General features: G+C 56.7%; 20 protein-coding genes. 6 read left to right on the forward strand and 14 right to left on the reverse strand.

All coding sequences use genetic code 11. From position 1 onward, the window contains the following. On the reverse strand, positions 1-450 hold the full coding sequence (gene rplK / locus AC2FI9_RS13980) for a 50S ribosomal protein L11 (RefSeq protein WP_037314971.1): 450 nt from the start codon (positions 448-450) through the stop codon (positions 1-3). Between the two features lie 270 nt (positions 451-720). Here rplK and AC2FI9_RS13985 point away from each other — a divergent pair, with 270 nt between their 5' ends. From AC2FI9_RS13985 to AC2FI9_RS14000, 4 genes are all read left to right on the forward strand, one after another. Beyond that, a complete protein-coding gene (locus AC2FI9_RS13985) occupies positions 721-1,911 on the forward strand; it encodes an adenylate/guanylate cyclase domain-containing protein (RefSeq protein ID WP_496726636.1) in 1,191 nt (396 codons plus the stop codon). Positions 1,912-2,291: 380 nt separating this feature from the next. Next, entirely contained in the window at positions 2,292-3,512 is a 1,221-nt protein-coding gene (locus AC2FI9_RS13990) for a peptidoglycan-binding domain-containing protein (protein WP_496768436.1), read from the forward strand. A gap of 464 nt (positions 3,513-3,976) precedes the next feature. Continuing rightward, the gene (locus tag AC2FI9_RS13995; protein WP_496768438.1) at positions 3,977-4,837 is read left to right on the forward strand and encodes a hypothetical protein; all 861 of its coding nucleotides are present in this window, start codon (positions 3,977-3,979) and stop codon (positions 4,835-4,837) included. Positions 4,838-4,863: 26 nt separating this feature from the next. Beyond that, entirely contained in the window at positions 4,864-5,598 is a 735-nt protein-coding gene (locus AC2FI9_RS14000) for a hypothetical protein (RefSeq protein WP_496768440.1), read from the forward strand. 131 nt (positions 5,599-5,729) lie between these two features. Here the strand turns inward: AC2FI9_RS14000 and nusG are convergent, their stop codons facing one another. The 11 genes from nusG to ccoN form a co-directional block, all read right to left on the reverse strand. After that, positions 5,730-6,263, reverse strand: a complete 534-nt coding sequence (nusG, locus tag AC2FI9_RS14005) for a transcription termination/antitermination protein NusG (RefSeq protein WP_058272488.1) — start codon at positions 6,261-6,263, stop codon at positions 5,730-5,732. Positions 6,264-6,463: 200 nt separating this feature from the next. After that, entirely contained in the window at positions 6,464-6,661 is a 198-nt protein-coding gene (gene secE / locus AC2FI9_RS14010) for a preprotein translocase subunit SecE (protein WP_058279820.1), read from the reverse strand. A 68-nt stretch (positions 6,662-6,729) separates the two neighbouring features. After that, positions 6,730-6,888, reverse strand: coding sequence for a cbb3-type cytochrome oxidase assembly protein CcoS (gene ccoS / locus AC2FI9_RS14015; protein WP_058272490.1), 159 nt, complete (start codon positions 6,886-6,888; stop codon positions 6,730-6,732). Between the two features lie 5 nt (positions 6,889-6,893). Beyond that, the gene (locus tag AC2FI9_RS14020) at positions 6,894-9,071 is read right to left on the reverse strand and encodes a heavy metal translocating P-type ATPase (protein WP_496768442.1); all 2,178 of its coding nucleotides are present in this window, start codon (positions 9,069-9,071) and stop codon (positions 6,894-6,896) included. 3 nt (positions 9,072-9,074) lie between these two features. Then, complete coding sequence (locus AC2FI9_RS14025; protein ID WP_496726646.1) at positions 9,075-9,533, reverse strand: FixH family protein; 459 nt, start codon at positions 9,531-9,533, stop codon at positions 9,075-9,077. Between the two features lies 1 nt (position 9,534). Beyond that, positions 9,535-10,962, reverse strand: a complete 1,428-nt coding sequence (ccoG, locus tag AC2FI9_RS14030) for a cytochrome c oxidase accessory protein CcoG (RefSeq protein WP_058279818.1) — start codon at positions 10,960-10,962, stop codon at positions 9,535-9,537. 100 nt (positions 10,963-11,062) lie between these two features. Beyond that, positions 11,063-11,923: a LysR family transcriptional regulator gene (locus tag AC2FI9_RS14035; protein ID WP_496722129.1), complete on the reverse strand. Its 861-nt coding sequence runs from the start codon at positions 11,921-11,923 to the stop codon at positions 11,063-11,065. A gap of 423 nt (positions 11,924-12,346) precedes the next feature. Continuing rightward, positions 12,347-13,210 (reverse strand): cytochrome-c oxidase, cbb3-type subunit III, encoded by an 864-nt coding sequence (gene ccoP / locus AC2FI9_RS14040; RefSeq protein ID WP_496768444.1) that lies wholly within the window; start codon positions 13,208-13,210, stop codon positions 12,347-12,349. Further along, positions 13,207-13,443: a cbb3-type cytochrome oxidase subunit 3 gene (locus AC2FI9_RS14045; RefSeq protein ID WP_472724514.1), complete on the reverse strand. Its 237-nt coding sequence runs from the start codon at positions 13,441-13,443 to the stop codon at positions 13,207-13,209. The genes ccoP and AC2FI9_RS14045 overlap by 4 nt, the downstream gene beginning before the upstream one ends. 11 nt (positions 13,444-13,454) lie before the next feature. Beyond that, complete coding sequence (gene ccoO / locus AC2FI9_RS14050) at positions 13,455-14,183, reverse strand: cytochrome-c oxidase, cbb3-type subunit II (RefSeq protein ID WP_058272496.1); 729 nt, start codon at positions 14,181-14,183, stop codon at positions 13,455-13,457. Positions 14,184-14,196: 13 nt separating this feature from the next. Beyond that, the gene (ccoN, locus tag AC2FI9_RS14055; protein WP_472724515.1) at positions 14,197-15,804 is read right to left on the reverse strand and encodes a cytochrome-c oxidase, cbb3-type subunit I; all 1,608 of its coding nucleotides are present in this window, start codon (positions 15,802-15,804) and stop codon (positions 14,197-14,199) included. Between the two features lie 195 nt (positions 15,805-15,999). Between ccoN and AC2FI9_RS14060 the strand changes: the two genes are divergently transcribed. Further along, complete coding sequence (locus AC2FI9_RS14060; protein ID WP_496768447.1) at positions 16,000-16,839, forward strand: universal stress protein; 840 nt, start codon at positions 16,000-16,002, stop codon at positions 16,837-16,839. Positions 16,840-16,885: 46 nt separating this feature from the next. Here the strand turns inward: AC2FI9_RS14060 and AC2FI9_RS14065 are convergent, their stop codons facing one another. Together AC2FI9_RS14065 and fnrL are read right to left on the reverse strand one after the other, a co-directional pair. Continuing rightward, entirely contained in the window at positions 16,886-17,140 is a 255-nt protein-coding gene (locus AC2FI9_RS14065) for a GlsB/YeaQ/YmgE family stress response membrane protein (protein WP_496768449.1), read from the reverse strand. Positions 17,141-17,204: 64 nt separating this feature from the next. Beyond that, a complete protein-coding gene (fnrL, locus tag AC2FI9_RS14070; RefSeq protein WP_496739441.1) occupies positions 17,205-17,945 on the reverse strand; it encodes a transcriptional regulator FnrL in 741 nt (246 codons plus the stop codon). 64 nt (positions 17,946-18,009) lie between these two features. Between fnrL and hemN the strand changes: the two genes are divergently transcribed. Continuing rightward, positions 18,010-19,365 carry an oxygen-independent coproporphyrinogen III oxidase gene (gene hemN / locus AC2FI9_RS14075; RefSeq protein WP_496768451.1) on the forward strand — a complete coding sequence of 452 codons (1,356 nt, stop codon included), beginning with the start codon at positions 18,010-18,012 and terminating at the stop codon, positions 19,363-19,365. The last annotated feature ends 123 nt before the right edge of the window (positions 19,366-19,488 follow it).

The following is a 19,488-nucleotide window of genomic DNA, read 5'->3' on the forward strand; positions in this document are numbered from 1 at the left end:
TTACTTCACCTCGATGCCCATAGAGCGGGCCGAGCCCAGGATGATCTGCATTGCGCCTTCGACGTCGTTGGCGTTCAGATCTTTCATTTTGGCTTCGGCGATTTCGCGAACCTGCTTCGAGGTAACGGTTGCCACGGTCTCACGACCTGGGTTTTCCGCGCCACGGGGGCGGTTACGCTTACCAACCGGCTTCAGACCGGCGGCTTTTTTCAGGTAATAAGACGCGGGCGGCGTCTTGATGTCCATGGTGAAGGACTTGTCCTGATAATAGGTGATCACGGTCGGGCAAGGTGCGCCTTGCTCCATGTCTGCGGTCTTGGCGTTGAACGCCTTGCAGAATTCCATGATGTTGATGCCGCGCTGACCCAGCGCCGGACCAACTGGCGGCGACGGGTTCGCCTGACCTGCAGGAACCTGCAGTTTCATCGTACCAGCAAGCTTCTTAGCCATTTGGTTTCTCCTTTTCCAACACCCCTCTGACGCGTCATCAGGGCTATTCAGTTGTGTGGTCTGGTCCGCGAATCGCGATACGCTCGCCTTCCACAGTGCTTGACGCATTTTACGACAGAGCTGCGCCTTACTAGTCTGAACGTCCAATGGCAAGCCGAATTTCTGATCGCCGATCTGCCTGACGTACGAATCTTGCAGTTTCAGCCCAAGACAGTCAGAGTTTCATGATACCGGTCTATACGCTACAGCACGCAGCCTAACGAGAAACGCATGTTGCCCGCATCGCAAAAACCCAGCCCGCAACAAACTAAAGTTGACGCCCTGATCGAATGGATGGTCGATGGGGCCCGCTCGGCAGGAAATGCCATAGGCATCATTGAGGGTATTTGTACGAGTCTAGTGGATGCTGGCGTAGCAATCGACCGGTTCGGGTTGTTCATCTGGACGCTTCACCCCAATCTGACAGGCCGCCGGTTCTTATGGAAGGCGGGTGAGGGAGTGGACAGGGTTGATGCCCCGCTGCAGTTGTTTACGACCGAAATTTACACGAACAATCCCTTGCCCCATGTGATCGAGCGTAAGGAAACTATTCGTCGGCACTTGGAAGACCCCGATTGCCCGGAAGATTACATCATCATAGGCGAATTGCGCGAACAAGGGTTTACAGACTATCTTGCGCAGCCACTGATCTACCTCAACGGCGATACCCACGTGTGCACGTGGTCGAGCGCATCGCCGGGCGGCTTCTCAGAACGGGACTTGAATATTCTGGAGAGGGTCCGTGGACCGCTCGCACGCCTGACCGAGTCCTATATGCTGCGACTGGATGCAACCTATCTTTTGTCGACCTATGTGGGCCGGAACAGTGGCGCACAAATTCTGGATGGCAAGATACACCGCGGCGACGGAGGAGAAATCGACGCCGTCATTCTTTTCGCAGATCTTAAGGGGTTCACACAACTTTCGAATTCAGTTTCCGGAGACGCGTTAGTCAAGCTTCTGAATAATACTTTCGACTGCCTGGCCCCATCCGTGATGGATCAGGGCGGTGAAATATTGAAATTTATGGGTGACGGATTTTTTGCCATTTTCCCAACTCGGGAAAACATGCCCCCAGACGCACAGGTCAAAGCCGCAATTGCGGCGGTTCAAGAAGGTTGGCAAGCGCTGGACACGGCAAGCTTCGATCATAAACTGGGCGTCCGCACAGCTATCCACTATGGTCGGTTTCATTATGGCAACATCGGAGGTGGCGACCGGCTGGATTTTACAGCGATTGGGCCTGACGTGAATCTAACCGCCCGATTGCTTACAGCGGCGACAGAGTTAGATTCTGATCACGTCCTCTCTGACGCGGCTGCGGCAATTCTGCCAGAACTGTGCGAACAGATCGGAACGGCGTCCCTAAAAGGGTTTGGCGAGGATCAATCTGTCTGGAAAGTTCGCACAGCAAATTCATAAAAAGGGTGCCCAACAGGTCACCTCAACATAAACTTTCTGCGAAGCCCAAGTATCCCTGCTTCGTAACCTGCGTGAAGTCCAGCTCGGCCGACATCTCGCAGCCAAAGATCGAAACCAAGACCTTCGCTTCTGGTTCTCGTCGTCCACGCCGTCGCCCATACCGACGAATTCCTCGAACGGACCATAATTGACCCGCTCGTCCACATTTCGTGAGTTAGAAGACTTTTATACCCATCGGAAAATAGCCTGAAATTGGCAAAAGTCCGCCAACCAACCGCGCTAAGACTGGGATTCGAGCGTCACTGCAATGTCCAGGTCCGCGTTGAGCAATGAATGTGGTATACTCATCAAATTCAGGCGTTTTGTTTTGGAGGTAAGTTATGTTTTTTCGTTTGATAGTTACGCTCGGACTCGCCCTATCCTTTGCTGCAACCGCTCCTCAGGTGGCGCGGGCCGACGCCGGTGACTTCCTCGGCGGCGCTGTCGTTGGTGGGGTCTTAGGTTACGCGATAGGCCAGGACCAGCAGAAGAAAAAAGCCCAGAGAACGACGCGGTCAACTCGGACCTACCGTCCCGGCATACCGTCGACAACACAAGGTGCGCAAACTCAGACCGCACTCAACTACTTTGGTTACAATGCCGGAAGGGTGGATGGACAGGTCGGCCGCGGAACCCGGTCTGCGATCGAACGTTATCAGGTTTCAATGGGCTACCCTATCAATGGCTATGATTTTCAGCCGTATCAGCGCGACTTCCTTATGCAGGCCTACTATTGGGCGACAAGCGGAGGACAGGCATCGACTCAACTGTCCGGACAGCCTCTTTTGTTAGCGTACCGTCAGCAAGTGCATAGCGGCACCGCTCTGGCGGCGGCTCCGCAGCCACCGGCAGTGGCCGCCCCGGTCGCAACCGCGCAAGAGGTCGAACCCACGACAGACGTTGCCGAAGCACCATCCACTACCCTACCGACCTTGTTTTCTGGCGGCACAACAGGCCCGTCACTCGCCAATCGCTGCAGCGCGGTTATGCTTCAGACGTCGACCAATGGCGGCTACACGACTTTGGCCAATATGTCCGATCCTGATTTTGCACTCAGCGAACAGTTTTGCCTGGCTCGAAGCTATGCCATGGCCCGGGGCGAGGATCTGATGCAGGACATTCAGGGACTGACACCAGACCAGGTCGCAGCTCAGTGTGACGCATTTGGTGAAATGTTGGAGCCGCAAGTTGTTGCGTTGTCTCTAAACTCAAAAACAGAGTCGGAAACTCAGATGCGCAAGCTTGCTTTGGATTCTGGGCTCAGCCCTGAAGATCTTGCCGCGACAAGCAAAGTCTGCCTGGCAATGGGTTACCTGCAGGACAACATGGATACCGCTGTTGGTTCTGCACTAATGTTGGTCGCTATGGGCGAGCCAGCCTATGGAGAGTTGGTTGGGCACCACCTGCGCGAAGGCTTTGGTGTACAAGAACGCCGCGATCTTGCGATGCAATGGTACGATGCGAGCCTTTCTGCGCTGGATGCCGGATCGCAGGCTGTCTTCCTGCCATCCCAATCAGACCGCCCGCAACTCTTGCGTGCGGCTATGGTGCAGGCGAGATAAGTCGATAAACTAAACGCTATCGGCGTCTACCAAGCTGAAACAAAAAAGCGCCGCGTTGCGTGTTGCATCGCGGCGTTATCAATGTAGCCAGAAAACAACCTAGCTCTACTTCGCAAGTTGCTAGAAACCTAGTTCGACCGTGACTTCACCGCCAAAAGTTAGAACAGCAGCTTGACCGGCACGCCCCACCCGACTTGTTTCGCGCGGTCAGATACGAGACCGCGATCCCAGCAACCTCCCACGAGAGAATCTCGCCCGAAAACGGTAAAGGCGGCATGAATAGGGGAATGGTGGGGTTGGCAAGTAGCTCACACCTTGTTTACAAAGGGCGTGTTTGTGTCCTGAACGAGCCTCTGTGACAGTTGGAAACAGCGAAACAAAATAAATAAATTGAATACATAAGTTGCTTAAGAAACGCAGGCGGGTATCTTGGTACGGCTTGGACACAGAAGAGGTGGTCAGGGATGGCATCATCTCGACTGAATAAGGGACTATTGGTCTGCATTCTTTTTGCTATGCTGCCGGGCTGTGGTAGCAAGGCTCAGGATCAGGGCGCAGAGCCGGAGGCGGTCACCCAAACCGGCGGGTCCAACAGTTCTTCTTCATACTCCTCTACGGGAATTGATCCTGCCACCTATGCCGGTCGGTTTCAGATCAAATTGAATAAAGAAGTTCCACTGCGCGATATTCCGGTTCCCTTCACTGTCTATGGTGGCCTTGAAGAAGCCAGCCCAACCCGTTTGCAACTGCGCGCCTTTATGGATTTGCGCGGATTGCAGGAAAAAGCGCCTCAAATACTGACCGGTCCCCTGGAAGAAAGCTGTAAACGCCAGATCTATCTTGAGGTTCGGGACGTCACCGCCATAGACGACACCGTAAAGATCGAGGGTTCAGCCCGTGCGCAGTTTACGAGATGTAACCGCCATGAAGAGCCGGGCTTTCGGTATTTTGGGGCCACAGTGGACGCGGTGGCCGTCGCCAAGGCCGAGGTGAAGGGCCAATGCCTGACATTCAGCATCGAAGGCGTTGATCTAGATCCGCGCGGTTTTATTGGCGCTGTCTCCAATCTTTTCGGCCTGACCAACCGCATCAACGAAGCCGTCCTCGAAAAAGGCGGGGAATTTTTGACTGCGCACCCGGTCTGCCCGCCATTGCCCGCGGAGTTCACTGTACTCGACCCGATTTACGAGTCCGGGGGCACTCGGGAAATTGCGCCTGGCGGGATGGGTGCTGCCATTGTCGGGTCTGCCGATGTCAGCGCTGAGACAATTGTCGAAGTCCTTGGAGGATTGAAGGAGCTTGGCGTATTGGAGTTTGCTGAATGAGACTTTGGTTGATTTTTCCAGTCTTAATGGCAGTAGTTCTGGGAGCCCGAGCACCCGACGCGCAACAGGTAGATTTTGTCATCGACGCGACACTGCCAGTTCGTGATACGGAATTGCCTTATACGCTTGATCTGAACCTCTCCGCTGTTGCCCCTACCCGGATCGGTGTGGGTGCCCTTCTTGATCTGCGCGAAGTACAGAAAACTGTACCTGAGCGACTGGCGGAAAACGCAATAGTCGACAATTGCGGCCTGCAAGTCCGACTGGATGAATTCGGCTTTAAGGCTCAAGACGACGCGATCGATCTGGATGGGCAAGTGACCATCACAATCTTTGAATGCAGCCGAACCAGTGAGCGCGACTTTCAGCGGGGTGAACAAAAAAACTCTATCCAGGCAAACATGTCCACCGAAGCGACTGTAGAGTTGCGGGACAACTGTGCCTATTTCGAACTTATCGACCTCGTACTCACGGCTCCCGAAGCGCAGCGCGAAAAACTCCTTGAGGACGATACGCTCGAGTCCGTCAAGAAGCTGATGTTGGCTGCCGTAGACCTTGTTTTGAACGAAACCCCTTTGTGTCCGGTACTGCCGGCAGAGCTCGCGTCTCTTGATCCGGTTTATGACTCTGGTGGCCCACGAGAGATCGGAGAAGGTGGACTTGGTGTATTTTTGGACGGTTCGGTGGATGTCAGCCCGTCGACAATTCTGGACATCCTAACAGTTCTTCAACAACAAGAACTAATTCCCGGTCCGCCCTAGCTGCAAAGCTCTTACTTTCCGGTCGATTTCTTCTGCCTTTTGCCTGCGAACTTGAAAAGCTGATGCCATAAAAGCAAAAGCGCCGCGTTGCTCCTAGCATCGCGGCGCTCCAAAATTCGCTGAAGTGGGTTTTAGCCCTGCTTCGTAACCTGCGTAAAGTCCAGCTCGACCGGGGTTTCGCGACCAAAGATCGAAACCGAGACTTTCAGCTTCTGGGCTTCGTCGTCCACACCTTCGACCATACCGTCGAAATCCTCGAACGGGCCGTCGTTGACCTTGACCTTCTCGCCCACTTCGAACGAGATCATCAGTTTCGGCGCGTCTTCACCTTCCTGAACACGGTTGAGGATCTGGTTCACCTCGGCGTCGCGCATCGGCATCGGGCGGCCTTGCGGGCCCAAGAAGCCGGTAACCCGGTTGATCGAGTTGACCAAGTGATAGCCCTGATCCGACATTTCCATATGCACCAGCACGTAGCCGGGCATAAAGCGGCGTTCGGTCGTGACCTTCTTGCCCCGGCGCACTTCGATCACCTCTTCGGTGGGCACCAGTACTTCGTCGATATCGTCCTCAAGGCCTTGCTCAGCCACGGACGTGCGGATCTGCTCTGCGATCTTCTTTTCGAAGTTCGAAAGAACGCTGACCGAGTACCACCGTTTCGCCATGAACCTGTCGTCCTTGTTTGCCTTCGGTGCGTTCGGAATGCCGCAAGCACCGTCATTGAAATTCTGCCACGTCACCCGGAATAAAAAGCGGCGCACAGCCCGAATCGCCGCACGCCCATTCCGAATAGTACTGTGTCAACTACTCTGACATCCCGCGCTGTGCAAGGGGGCTGTGGCGTTTCCGCCCGGCCCAATCCGGTTTAACCGAATGCGCCCAGGATCAGTTGCAGACCGCCGCGAATACCCAGATCGACCAGCGCAAAGAACACAGCGGTCAGTGCCGCCATGATGAACACCATGACCGTGGTCAGCAGAACCTCGCGCCGGGTCGGCCAGACGACCTTCGAGACTTCGGCACGGACTTGCTGAATGAACTGGATCGGATTCATAGTTGCCATTTGGCTTGGTTCTCTCTGCTAGCGGATGGGCCGGACATAACCGGGCATTGCGGCAATTTCAAGAGTGGTCAGGACTTGGGCTTGTCATCCCATTCATCGCTGAGGATACGCCGCGCGTCACCCTCGGGATCATCATACTGGTTCGACCGCACCGTGTAGATAAACGCCACAAGGCCAACCCCGCCCAAAAACAGGGAAATCGGTATGAGATAGGCCAGAACTTCCATATCAACTACCTCAGGCGCAGGGCATTCAGGGACACGGTAATCGACGACGTCGACATCGCCAATGCCGCGATCAGTGGCGTGGCGAACCCGGCCACGGCCAAGGGTACCGCGATGATATTGTAAACCGTGGCGATGCGAAAGTTCTCGCGAATCCTTTTGGTCGCCTTCACTGCTGTGTCACAGGCATCTGCAATCGGGGACAAATCGTTGCCCAGTAATACGATATCCGACGCCACCCGCGCTGCGTCCAGCGCCGAGGCAGGTGAAATTGACACATGCGCCGCGGCAAGCGCGGCTGTATCGTTTAGCCCGTCACCAACCATCAGGACGTGGCGGCCCTGGTCGCTGAGCTCCTGTACATGGGTGGCTTTATCCTGAGGCAGCGCCTCGGCAATCCATGTTTCAATCCCAAGCTTGTCTGCCAGCGTTTGAACCGCGCCTCGTGTATCACCCGAGATGAGAACGACACTCTTTCCGCCGTCACGGAACGCCTGCACAGCCTCGGCCGCGCCCGGACGCAGAGAATCCGAGAACAGAAACGCAACCGGTGACTGCCCCGTGACCGCCAACCAAGCTGCCGTCTGATCACCTTCGGTCGCGCCGGTCCAACCGGCGCGCCCAAGGCGCACACGCTGATCACGGTAGGTTCCTTCGGTGCCATAACCCGGAACCTCGACCACATCCTCAAGTCTGGCAGGCTTGATCCCGGCATCTCTGGCGAACTTGGCAAGCGACACCGACAACGGATGCGAAGACGCCTCGGCCAGTGCCAGTGCAATCTCAAGATCCGCGCGGGAATGATCCTCAAGATTGGTCAATTCCGGAGTGCCGGATGTAAGTGTGCCGGTTTTATCAAAAACGACCGTATCAACCTCGGCCAGACGTTCCAGCGCAGTAGAATGTTTGATTAGCATCCCCTTGTGAAACAATCGCCCCGAGGCCGCCGTCGTCACAGCGGGCACAGCAAGCCCCAGCGCACAGGGGCAGGTGATGATCAGAACCGCCGCAGCGATGTTCAGCGCGGTTCGGATATCGCCGGAATAGATGTACCACCCAAGGAAACTGAGCGCGGACAGAATATGCACCCCCGGCGCGTATAGCTTGGCCGCCTTGTCAGCCAGCGACGTATAGCGCGATCGACCGGATTCTGCGATGGCCACCAGATCCGCCATACGGTGCAGTGACGTATCCTCACCGACCGCTGTGGTCCGGATCGTCAGCGGGCCCGTCAGGTTAACCTCACCCGCGCTGACGGCAAGACCGGCTTCGGCAAAGACAGGCAACGTCTCGCCCGTCAACAATGACCTGTCGAGCTCCGATTTGCCCGATACAATCTCACCATCCACAGGCATACGCCCGCCCGGGCGAACAATTATCAGATCACCAACGGCCAGGCTTGCGACGGACACCTCTTCTTCCGCCCCGTCCACCAAGCGAATTGCACGCGGCACTTCCAGGGCCGTCAGTTCTTCGGCTGCTGATCGGGCCGCAGCGCGGGTGCGATAGTCCAGATACCGGCCTGCGAGCAGGAAGAAGGTCAACGTCAGTGCGGCGTCGAAATAGGCATGCTCTCCGCTAAGCGCGGTTTCCCAAAGCGACGTGACAAGTGCCAGTAGGATCGCCAACACAATTGGCACATCCATGTTCAATCGTTTGACTCGCAGTGCACTCCAGGCGTTGGCAAAGAAGGGCTGCGCGGAAAAGGCAATCGCAGGCAGAGCAATGGCCGCTGAAATCCAGTGGAACAGATCCCGCGTCGCATCCGTAGCCCCTGACCAGACCGACACAGACAACAGCATCACGTTCATCGACGCGAAACCAGCCACCGCCAATCGCATCAGCAGATCACGCCCGGCCTTGTCGGATTGGGTTGCCGACAAAGCGCCCGGGTCCAGCTCATGCGCCTCGTAACCGGCGCGCTCCAAAACGGGGATCAGGTCGGCAGCGTGTGTCTCAGCGGCTGCTTTGACCATTGCACGCTTGAGCGTCAGATTGACCCGCGCGTCCTCGACACCCGGATGGGCGTTCAGCGCGCGTTCAACATTCGCAATACAGGCCGAGCAGCGAATGCCGGGCAGGGATAGGGCAATCTGCACATCTTCAGGAACGGGTCGCGCTGGTTCTGCCGGTGCTGCGATGCAACCGGGGCATGCCGCCGTACCTGAGCTGAGCTGAGCGGTCATCCCCTACCCTTTCACATACAACGGAACCCGCTGCGCAAATTCGGCACCGCTGTTGTCTTTGGCCACCAGACGGATGTTCCAGTTCCCCTTGCCCAGCGCTGCGGGCGTGGAATAGGCGGTCCCGTCAAAAGTGAAATCCGGGGTGAAATCCTCTTTCACATGCGTCGCCCGGCCAACAACTGCCTGCAGCTCGGCCACCTGGACCGGCGCGCCGGTTTGGTCGGTGATGTGCAGGATCAAAAGACCGCCATTGGTCTCAGCCCGGATTTCCCAACCCAAGGCCTGTTGCACTTTCAGGCGCTCGTTGAACTCCTGACTGGCGACGTAAGAGTTTTTGACCTCGAGCCCGGGAAAGGTTTGGACAGCTTTGTAGGCCAGCACGAGATTCACGGAAATGATCACCCCGAAAGCAGCGACAAAGATCGCCAGAAAGTGCTTTCCGGTAAATTGACGCTCGGCCATCTCAGTTTCCTCGTCCATTGAACGTCGTGTCCTTGTAGGCGCGCTCACCGCTTTCGATATCCTCGATCCAGATCCGAACCGGTGTCGCGTCCGCCGCTGCCGGATCCGTGTCTTTCGAGGCGATAATATAGACCCGCTGCAATTGCGCAGTATCCGCCGTGACATTCACCGTATCAAGTGGCGTGCCTTCGATCACGATCCGCATCGCCGGATCACCGGACAGGGACAGCTTGAACAGCCGTTCCTCGCCATGTTTGTTCCGCACGCGCACGTCATAGGTATTGCGGATCGTGCCGTCGGACAGGGTGACAAAGGTCGGGTTGCGAACCGGGGCCACGGTAACTTCGATGTCGGACCGGATGAACAGGGCAAAGAGCAGCCCAAAGCCGACAAGTGACCAAAGGGCCGTGTACAGGATGGTCCGGGGCCGCAGGATGTGTTTCCAGACATTTTTGGGAGGTTTACCTGCCCGCTCGTTGGCTTCGTCGCTCAGGGCCATATAGTCGATCAGACCACGCGGCTTGCCGATCTTGGCCATCATGTCGTCACAGGCGTCGATACACAGCGCACAGGTAATGCATTCCAACTGCTGTCCGTCGCGAATGTCGATCCCAACCGGGCAGACATTGACGCAGGCCATACAGTCGATGCAGTCGCCCAGCTCGGAATCCGCAGTTCGTTTGCCCTTGCCACGCGGCTCACCACGCCATTCACGGTACCCGACGACGAGTGTATCCTCGTCCATCATAGCCGCCTGAATCCGCGGCCATGGGCAGGCATAGATACAGATCTGTTCGCGCGCGAAGCCACCGAACAGGAAGGTCGTTCCCGTCAAAATCAGTATTGTCGTATAGGCAACCGGATGGGCATTCCCGGTCACAAGGTCCCGCAGAAGTGTCGGCGCATCGGCAAAATAGAACACCCAGGCGCCACCGGTCGCCAGACCGATCAAAAGCCAGGCACCCCATTTCGTCAGCCGCAACCGCGCTTTGCGAAAGTCTAGCTTTTCCTGACGATGCAGACGTAACCGGGCGTTGCGATCTCCTTCGATCCAGCGTTCGACAAGGATGAACAGGTCAGTCCAAACCGTCTGTGGGCAGGCATAACCGCACCACACGCGCCCCAGCGCCGAGGTGAAAAGGAACAACCCCAACCCGGCCATGATCAACAAACCGGCAACAAAATAGAATTCATGCGGCCAGATCTCGATCCAGAAGAAATAGAACCTGCGGTTGGCCAAATCCAGCAACACCGCCTGATCCGGCAGGCTGGGCCCCCGGTCCCATCTGATCCACGGGGTGATGTAATAGATCCCTAGCGTGACCGCGAGAATAATCCATTTCAGGTTGCGAAACGGCCCGGACACGCGACGCGGAAATATGGGTTCTCGTGCGGCGTAAAGGCTGGGTGCGGGGTCGGAATCGCTCACGGGCTGGCTCCAGATGTGGCTATATCACGGTGTCTTGTTCCAGAACACAAAGGTAGCCACTTTGACATGGGTCAAAAGCGCATCGTGCAGACACCTTTTGTCACATCTTACCAGCTTGCCGCCTGAGCCATGCAATAAAAGTTTTTGCCGCCGGACGCAGAGGGAAATCACCAGTAACAAGGTGATATCCGCTGTTTTCGGGCTCGCGAAACAGTTCGATGATTTGGCCCGACGTGATTTCTGCTTCGACAAAATGCCGCGCCGTGACGGTTACGCCCTGCCCCGCGCGCAACCCTTCCAAAAGCAGATTGCCGGGCAATGAGATTCGCCCTGCGTTTGGCCCGTGCCCGACACCACGTCGGGCCAGCCAGTTGGTTGCCTCGGTGGTGCCGAACTCTTCAAGCCAAGGCAGTTCGCTGAGCTCGTCTGGCGTCCACGACGTTTTTTCCCCCACCAGATTGTGGGCCGCGACGATCACCATAGGGCTTTGCAGCAACATTTCTGTACGGACACCGGGCCATGTGCCTGCACCATAGCGGATGGCCACATCGACACCGCCGGGATCTAGGCTGACCAGTGCAGGTGACGGATCAAGCGCCAATTGGATATCCGGGTGTTCGGCCTGAAATGCTGGCAGGCGGGGCATCAGCCATGACGCGGCAAATGACGACGTCAAAGAAACATGAACCGGACGATCCTGTTTGGATTGGGTCAGTTCGACCAAGGCATCGCCAATCGCACCGAACCCAAGATGCACGGCGCGCGCCAACCTTTCACCTTCAGGCGTCAAGGTCATGGATTTGCCGGACCGATCCAACAGCGCAACTCCAAGAAATTTCTCAAGCACGCGCAATTGCTGGCTGATGGCAGCGTGGCTGACATTCAGTGAGTTGCCCGCTTCCACAACATTCCGTGTCGCCGCAAAAGCGGAAAAAGCTCTGAGCGATGCGAGCGGCGGCATTTCCATCCAGTTCACATGTAAGCCCTGATTACATACAGAAATGCTAATTGAGTCGCATTTTGCAGTCTGAAAATCAATCCTGATGACAGAAGAACCAAAACTCAGGAGATGTCAGATGCTCTCAATTCTTGCAAAGTCATTCATGATCGCCACCCAGACACATGAGCTGGATGAACCAAAATCATCGGATCGGCCTGACAGACAAAAGCAACGCTGGTTGCCGGAAAGTCATTGGTGGAAGCAACACAAACGTGCCAGTTTTTCGCAATGCAAATAGCAAACCGAAGCCCGCGTCTGGACCGCCTCGCTGGTGATTTGTAAGGTAGAGAGGCAGCACCGGCTGTTCAGGAAACGCGCGAACAGATGGAACAGCCGGTGCCTCAACCTTCGGACGGCGAACCGTCCGAAGGTATTCTTTTGAGGTTACTGACCGCCACCCAACTGGTGGACATAGGCGGTGACAGCGCGGATTTGCGCTTCGGTCAGGCGGTTTTCCCACGGCGGCATCACGCCAAAGCGGCTATACTGTACCGTTTCGGTCAAAGCCTCTTCGCTGCCACCATAAAGCCAGATCGCATCCGTAAGGTTCGGTGCACCTTGAGTGACGTCACCCTTGCCGTCTTCGCCATGGCAAACCGAGCAGTTGTCCTCAAAGACAACCTTGCCTGTCTGTGCCGCCGCGTCGTCGGTCTGCGCATTGGTCAGCGACATGACGTACTGTACGACCTGAGTGATCTCCTCTTTCTCGAGGATTTCGCCAAAGGCTGGCATTTCGGAATAACGTGCATCGTCGCTTTCTTCATTCCGAATACCATAGGCAATGGTGGTCTCGATATCTTCCAGCGAACCGCCCCAGAGCCATGCGTCGTCCAGCAGGTTCGGGAAGCCCGGCGCACCCTGCGCGCCCGAACCGTGGCACTGCGCGCACCATGTCCGGAATACCGCGCCGCCCGCATTGACCGCATATTGCTGCAGCTCCGGATCTTTCGAGACATCTTCAAGCGAGGTTTCAACCAGTTTGGCGTTCCACGGCGCATTGGCCTCTTCGAAGGAAACGATCTCTTCCTGCACCAATTCTCGTGAAGACCAGCCAAGGACGCCCGCAGTTGCGGATTGAACAAGCGGCCAGGCCGGATACATGATCGTGTAGATCACACCCCAGATGATCGTGACGTAAAAGGTCCACAGCCACCAACGTGGCATCGGATTGTCGAATTCCTCGATGCCGTCCCAGCTGTGGCCCGTGGTATTCGGATCGCCCGGCTGTTTTTCAGGTATCTTGCTCATTGCCGCGCCTCCTTGGATGTGGCGGGTTTGTCGCCCCCACGGGGCGCAGCTGTTTCATCACCCTTGAGGGGCGCAGGGGCATCTTCGTGCCGGAACGGGATGTTGGCGGTGTCCTTGTATTCTTTGCTGGCTCCGGGACGGAAAACCCAGATCACGATGCCAACAAAGAAGACAAACAGTACCAACAGCATCCAGCTATCCGCGAATTGCCTCAGGATTGTGTATTCTTCCATCACACCCTCCTTTAGCGGCTCGGATCCGGGGTGAAGGTCGAGAAATCGACCAGCGTTCCCAGCATCTGCAGATAAGCTACCAACGCATCAGCCTCGGTCAGCTCGGGCTGACCGTCGAAGTTACGAATGCTGACCTTGTCACCGTACCGTTCCAGCAAACCGTCATAGTCGCTGTCCGGGTCGGCCTGCGCTCGGAAATCCGCCTGTGCATTTGCCAGCATCTCTTCCGTATAGGGCGTGCCCACGACAGCATTCGCCGCCATGACGTCACCGATATACTTGCCGTCGATCTTGCGATGCTCGAGGAAGCCGTACTTCGGCATCACCGATTCCGGAACCACCGACTGCGGGTCACGCAAGTGATCAACATGCCACTGGTCGGAATAGCGGCCACCTACACGCGCCAGGTCAGGACCGGTACGCTTGGACCCCCATTGGAACGGATGGTCATACATCGATTCAGCTGCCAGCGAGTAGTGGCCATAGCGTTCGACCTCGTCCCGCATCGGGCGGATCATCTGGCTGTGGCAGGTATAGCAGCCTTCGCGGATGTAGATGTCACGGCCCGCCATTTCGAGAGGGGTGTAAGGGCGCATGCCCTCCACCTTCTCGATGGTGTTCTCAAGATAGAACAGCGGGGTGATCTGCACGATGCCACCGATGGTCACGACCAAAAAGCTGAAGATCAGCAGGAGGGTCGCGTTGGTCTCGAGGATCTTATGTTTGTCGAGAATTGCCATTGCTCCGGCCCTCCTATTCAGCCGGGACCGCGACGGTCAGGCTGGCCTCTTTGGCCGGCGCTTTCCGCACAGTCATCCACAGGTTGTAGCACATGATCAACGCACCCGCGACGAACATCACGCCACCCAAAGCACGCACCACATACATCGGGAATTTGGCAGCCACGGTGTCAGCGAACGAGTTCACCAGGAAGCCGTTTGCATCCACTTCACGCCACATCAGGCCTTCCATGATACCGGTCACCCACATCGACGCGGCGTAGAGCACGATGCCGATAGTGGCGAGCCAGAAGTGCCAGCTGACCATCTGCAGCGAATACAGACGCTCACGTTTCCACAGGACCGGCACCAGGAAGTACAGCGCACCAAAGGTGATCATGCCGTTCCAGCCCAGCGCGCCCGAGTGCACGTGACCAATGGTCCAGTCGGTGTAGTGGCTGAGGCTGTTGACCGCGCGGATCGACATCATTGGCCCCTCGAACGTGGACATGCCGTAGAAGCCGACCGAGATCACCATCATCCGGATCACCGGGTCAGTACGCAGCTTGTCCCACGCGCCCGACAGGGTCATCAGACCGTTGATCATACCACCCCAGGACGGCATCCACAGGATGATCGAGAACACCATGCCCAGCGTCGACGCCCAATCCGGCAACGCGGTATAATGCAGGTGGTGCGGACCGGCCCAGATATACAGGAAGATCAGCGCCCAGAAGTGGATGATTGACAGCTTGTAGCTGAATACCGGACGCTCGGCCTGTTTCGGGATGAAGTAATACATCATGCCCAGGAAGCCCGCGGTCAAGAAGAAGCCCACGGCGTTGTGGCCGTACCACCACTGGATCATGGCATCCTGTACGCCCGACCAGACGATGACTGACTTCGAACCCCAAACGCTGACCGGGATGGTCATGTTGTTAACCAAGTGCAGCATGGCAACGGTCACGATGAACGCCAGATAGAACCAGTTCGCCACGTAGATGTGGGGCTCTTTCCGCCGGACGATCGTACCCAGGAATACGGCCAGATAGGCCACCCAGACGATGGTCAGCCACAGGTCAACGTACCATTCGGGTTCCGCGTATTCCTTGGACTGCGTTCCACCCAGCACATAGCCGGTTGCTGCCAGAACGATGAACAGCTGATAGCCCCAGAACACGAACCACGCCAGATTGCCGCCCCATAGGCGCGCAGCGCTTGTGCGCTGGACCACATAGAAAGACGTCGCGATCAGCGCGTTACCACCAAAGGCAAAAATCACAGCCGAGGTGTGCAACGGACGCAAACGGCCAAAGTTCAGATAGCCTTGTGCCCACTCGAAGTTCAGCACCGGAAAGGCCAACTGAAAGGCGATAAAGGTCCCCGCAAGGAACCCGACCACCCCCCAGAAGGCAGTTGCGATCACGCCATAGCGGATCACGTCATCCATGTACTCGGCCGAACGGTCGACGAGGATATCTGGCTCATCCGTATTTCTCAGCGTCCAGATGAACAATCCACCGGCGATCAGCATCACCAGAATTGCATGCACCTGATACGCCAAATCGCGTGCGTAATTGGTTCCGATCGCCGCGAATATCGCGATCAGACCAAGCACGATCAGCTTGATGTAATTTGACATATTGCGTCCCTTTGCCATGCCCCGCGCGATTCTTATTTGTCGCGGAACCCTTTTGACTGGCCGTTGTTTTGTCGGACAGCGGCCAACCTCGCTTTGATCTGTATCAAGACAATAGCCCGAAATCTGTGACAATCCTAAGCCTTAGACTGAGTTGCATGGCCGCATGCCACTTAGCCCTGAAGACAAGAGGTCAAAATGGCGTACAAATCTCTTCTCACAGTCGTAACGGACTCGGGACAATCACAATCAGCCTTGGCGCAAATGGTTGCGCTGGCAAATGCACAGGATGCGCATGCTGAAGCGCTATGCCTTGGCGTCGATCGCAGCCAAGCGGGCTATTATTACGCAGGTGCAAATGCTCTGGTCCTGCAAGAAACGCTGAGCCGGGCCAACGCAGACGCCGACGAACTGCTGACGCAAACTCAGGATTACATGGGTAAATCCGGTATTCGCTGGTCTGCTGAAAGCGGGGTCGCTCAGATCGCTGATATTGGTCGCCACGTGGCGCATCGTGCCCGGTTCTCGGATCTGGTTGTCCTGCCTAAACCTTATGGCAAAGACCGCAGCGCCGAGGCTGAACCAATTGTCGAAGCCGCCATGTTCGAGGGTCACGCGCCAATTCTGGTCACACCCGACAATGCAGCGCCCTTTGAGCGCCCCGGTACTGTGCTGATCGGGTGGAATGAAAGTGTCGAAGCCATGCGCGCCATCCGATGCGCCCTGCCTTTCCTGACGCAAGCCGATCTGGTCCGGATTGTCGTCATCGACCCGCCGCGCCACGGCCCCGACCGTTCTGACCCCGGTGGGCTGCTGTCTCAGATGCTGGCCCGGCACGGGACCAAGTGTGAGATCGACGTACTCAGCAAAACCATGACCCGTGTGTCAGACATCCTGAACAGGCACGCCGCCGACAGCGAAGCGGACATGATCGTCATGGGCGCTTACGGCCACTCAAGGTTCCGCGAAGCCATCCTGGGCGGGGCAACCCGAAACATGTTGGAACAAGCTTCGGTACCAGTGTTTCTGGCACACTGACTGTAAGTGTTTCCGATTAGGGGGGCCATCCGTTCGAACGGATGGCCTAAACGCGTTTTATGAGACCAATCACAAACAACAGTATGACCGCGCCGATGGTTGCGAAGAGTATTGACGAAAACACGCCGCCGCCAACCGAAAAGCCCAGCGCCGGGAAAATCAGACCTGCAAGAAAGGCGCCCACGATCCCTACTATTATGTTTCCGATCAGGCCGAACCCGAGGCCTTCCATAATTTTTCCCGAAAGCCACCCGGCAATCGCACCGATGACCAGCATTGCCAAAATGCTACTGAATTCCATGCCTTACTCCTGCGTGGTTCATTCACGTATTCAGTAAATCACGGCTGCAGGCAGCAGGATAGGCTTAAATCAGAAAGCCGCCATCGGAGTCGTCGCCGGCCTCGTCCATCAGGCGCCGCATGTCGGGGATTGTCACGTGGCGTTTGCCTTCCAACTCGATGACCCCCTCTTTCTTCAGGGCCGAAATCTGGCGACTTACGGTTTCAAGGGTCAATCCCAGATAATCTGCCATAGCCTCGCGTGTCAGCGGCAGGTCAAAGACAATCGGGCCAGGTTTTGCTTTTGGCACAATCGAAGCGTCGCGCCGTGCAATAATCGACAGCAGGCTTGCAATCTTTTCACGCGCAGTCTTGCGCCCCAGCACCAGCATCCACTCGCGCGCGGCATCCAGTTCATCCAGCGTCATCTGAAGCAGCCGGTGCGCAATATGGGGCGTGTCGTTCATCAGTTGTTCGAATGGCTTCTTGCGAAAACAGCACATGACCAGATCAGTTGTGGCCTGCACATCATAAGGCGCAGAATCACGGCCCGGCCGACCGACGAAATCGCTGGGCAGCAACAGGCCAACCATCTGGGTTCGCCCATCTTCCATCGTCTGGGTCAACGAGGCGATTCCCGACACGACAGAGCCCACAAAGTTCATCTGATCGCCCGACCAGATGACTGTCTGACCCGCTTCGAAGCTACGGTAATACTTAATGCCTTCAAGCTCTTCCAACTCATCAGCATCACAATGCGCACAGACGGCGCGATGCCGAATGGGGCATTCGGAACAATTGGTATGATCAATCTGTGCTTTTAGCATCGTTCGCGCTTTCACTTGATCTCAGTCAAGGTTTCGTAGACGGCCGTGCCTTAACGGTATCGCTATGATAGTGAAACCGCAATTATCAAAGCTTGGACTATTTGACGCGAAAGTCCCGCGTTACACAAGCTATCCCACCGCCCCGCATTTCAGCAACGATGTGGGGCCAAGTCTTTTTGGCGACTGGATTTCCGGGATCAAGCCGGGCAGTTCTGTGTCGCTGTACGTCCACGTCCCGTTCTGTCGCAGACTGTGCTGGTTCTGCGCCTGCCGGACGCAAGGCACCCAAACCGACAACCCGGTGATCGCCTATGTAGATGTCCTCAAGGCCGAGTTGGACCTGCTGGCCGCTCACCTACCTGCGGGAGTAACCCTTTCGCGCCTGCATTGGGGCGGTGGTACACCCACCCTGCTGAACCCCGATCTGATTCGCGATCTGGCCGCCCGGATTCTTGAAATTGTCCCGCTGGGGCCGGATGCAGAGTTCTCGGTCGAAATCGACCCGAATGAGATTGACGAGGGTCGGCTCGATGCATTGGCCGAGGCCGGCATGAACCGTGCGTCTATCGGCGTGCAGGATTTCGACGACGAAATCCAGAAAACCATCGGACGCATCCAAAGTTACGACACCACCCGCAACGCCATCGAAATGATCCGTGCGCGCGGTATCGCCAGCCTGAATGCCGATATTCTGTATGGTCTGCCGCACCAGACCAAGACACGGATGACTGAAAGCGTGCAGAAATTGCTGTCGCTCAACCCAGACCGGGTGGCGTTGTACGGCTATGCGCATGTGCCGTGGATGGCAAAGCGGCAGCAGCTGATCCCAACGGATGCCCTGCCCACACCCGAAGACCGCCTGGATCTGTTCGATACGGCCCGGCGCCTGTTCCTGTGGGACAAGTACGCCGAAATCGGCATTGACCACTTTGCCACGCAGGATGACGGGCTGACGCACGCACTGAACGCGGGAAGGTTAAAACGCAACTTTCAGGGCTACACCGACGATCAGTCCGACGTTCTGATTGGAATTGGTGCAAGCTCGATCTCACGATTCCCGCAAGGATACGCCCAGAACGCACCCGCGACGTCAGCACATACCAAAGCGATCCGCGAGGGCGGGTTCTCAATATCCCGTGGGCACTTGTTCAAAGGCCAAGACGTCTTGCGCGCCCGATTGATCGAAGCGTTGATGTGCGATTTCCGTATAGATACTGCCGAAATTCTGCGCGACCACGACATCACGGCCGCGGAATTGCAGGGGATGTACCAGACCGCAAACGCAACCTTCGATGGGTTGCTAAGCATCTCTGAAGACGGCCTGTTCATCCCGCCCGAGGCACGCGCGCTGACCCGAATGGTCGCCCGCACTTTTGACGCCTATGATCTGAGCAAGGCGGGACACAGCTCGGCGATCTGATACCGACGCAGGACAGGACTTGACGCGGAGGGTGGGTTTTCCCCACACTTGTAAGGCGGGTGGAAATCCGCCCCGTGCCTGAGGCAGGCAGAGTACCAGACAGTATGTGCCGACGCGTTCGCG

It is taken from the genome of Ruegeria sp. CDSA246, from assembly GCF_059611225.1.

Coding starts and splice junctions, on each gene's coding strand:
- rplK (WP_037314971.1), bottom strand. CDS start 450: ATGGCTAAGAAGCTTGCTGGTACGATGAAACTGCAGGTTCCTGCAGGT.
- AC2FI9_RS13985 (WP_496726636.1), top strand. CDS start 721: ATGTTGCCCGCATCGCAAAAACCCAGCCCGCAACAAACTAAAGTTGAC.
- AC2FI9_RS13990 (WP_496768436.1), top strand. CDS start 2,292: ATGTTTTTTCGTTTGATAGTTACGCTCGGACTCGCCCTATCCTTTGCT.
- AC2FI9_RS13995 (WP_496768438.1), top strand. CDS start 3,977: ATGGCATCATCTCGACTGAATAAGGGACTATTGGTCTGCATTCTTTTT.
- AC2FI9_RS14000 (WP_496768440.1), top strand. CDS start 4,864: ATGGCAGTAGTTCTGGGAGCCCGAGCACCCGACGCGCAACAGGTAGAT.
- nusG (WP_058272488.1), bottom strand. CDS start 6,263: ATGGCGAAACGGTGGTACTCGGTCAGCGTTCTTTCGAACTTCGAAAAG.
- secE (WP_058279820.1), bottom strand. CDS start 6,661: ATGGCAACTATGAATCCGATCCAGTTCATTCAGCAAGTCCGTGCCGAA.
- ccoS (WP_058272490.1), bottom strand. CDS start 6,888: ATGGAAGTTCTGGCCTATCTCATACCGATTTCCCTGTTTTTGGGCGGG.
- AC2FI9_RS14020 (WP_496768442.1), bottom strand. CDS start 9,071: ATGACCGCTCAGCTCAGCTCAGGTACGGCGGCATGCCCCGGTTGCATC.
- AC2FI9_RS14025 (WP_496726646.1), bottom strand. CDS start 9,533: ATGGCCGAGCGTCAATTTACCGGAAAGCACTTTCTGGCGATCTTTGTC.
- AC2FI9_RS14035 (WP_496722129.1), bottom strand. CDS start 11,923: ATGCCGCCGCTCGCATCGCTCAGAGCTTTTTCCGCTTTTGCGGCGACA.
- ccoP (WP_496768444.1), bottom strand. CDS start 13,210: ATGAGCAAGATACCTGAAAAACAGCCGGGCGATCCGAATACCACGGGC.
- AC2FI9_RS14045 (WP_472724514.1), bottom strand. CDS start 13,443: ATGGAAGAATACACAATCCTGAGGCAATTCGCGGATAGCTGGATGCTG.
- ccoO (WP_058272496.1), bottom strand. CDS start 14,183: ATGGCAATTCTCGACAAACATAAGATCCTCGAGACCAACGCGACCCTC.
- ccoN (WP_472724515.1), bottom strand. CDS start 15,804: ATGTCAAATTACATCAAGCTGATCGTGCTTGGTCTGATCGCGATATTC.
- AC2FI9_RS14060 (WP_496768447.1), top strand. CDS start 16,000: ATGGCGTACAAATCTCTTCTCACAGTCGTAACGGACTCGGGACAATCA.
- AC2FI9_RS14065 (WP_496768449.1), bottom strand. CDS start 17,140: ATGGAATTCAGTAGCATTTTGGCAATGCTGGTCATCGGTGCGATTGCC.
- fnrL (WP_496739441.1), bottom strand. CDS start 17,945: ATGCTAAAAGCACAGATTGATCATACCAATTGTTCCGAATGCCCCATT.
- hemN (WP_496768451.1), top strand. CDS start 18,010: ATGATAGTGAAACCGCAATTATCAAAGCTTGGACTATTTGACGCGAAA.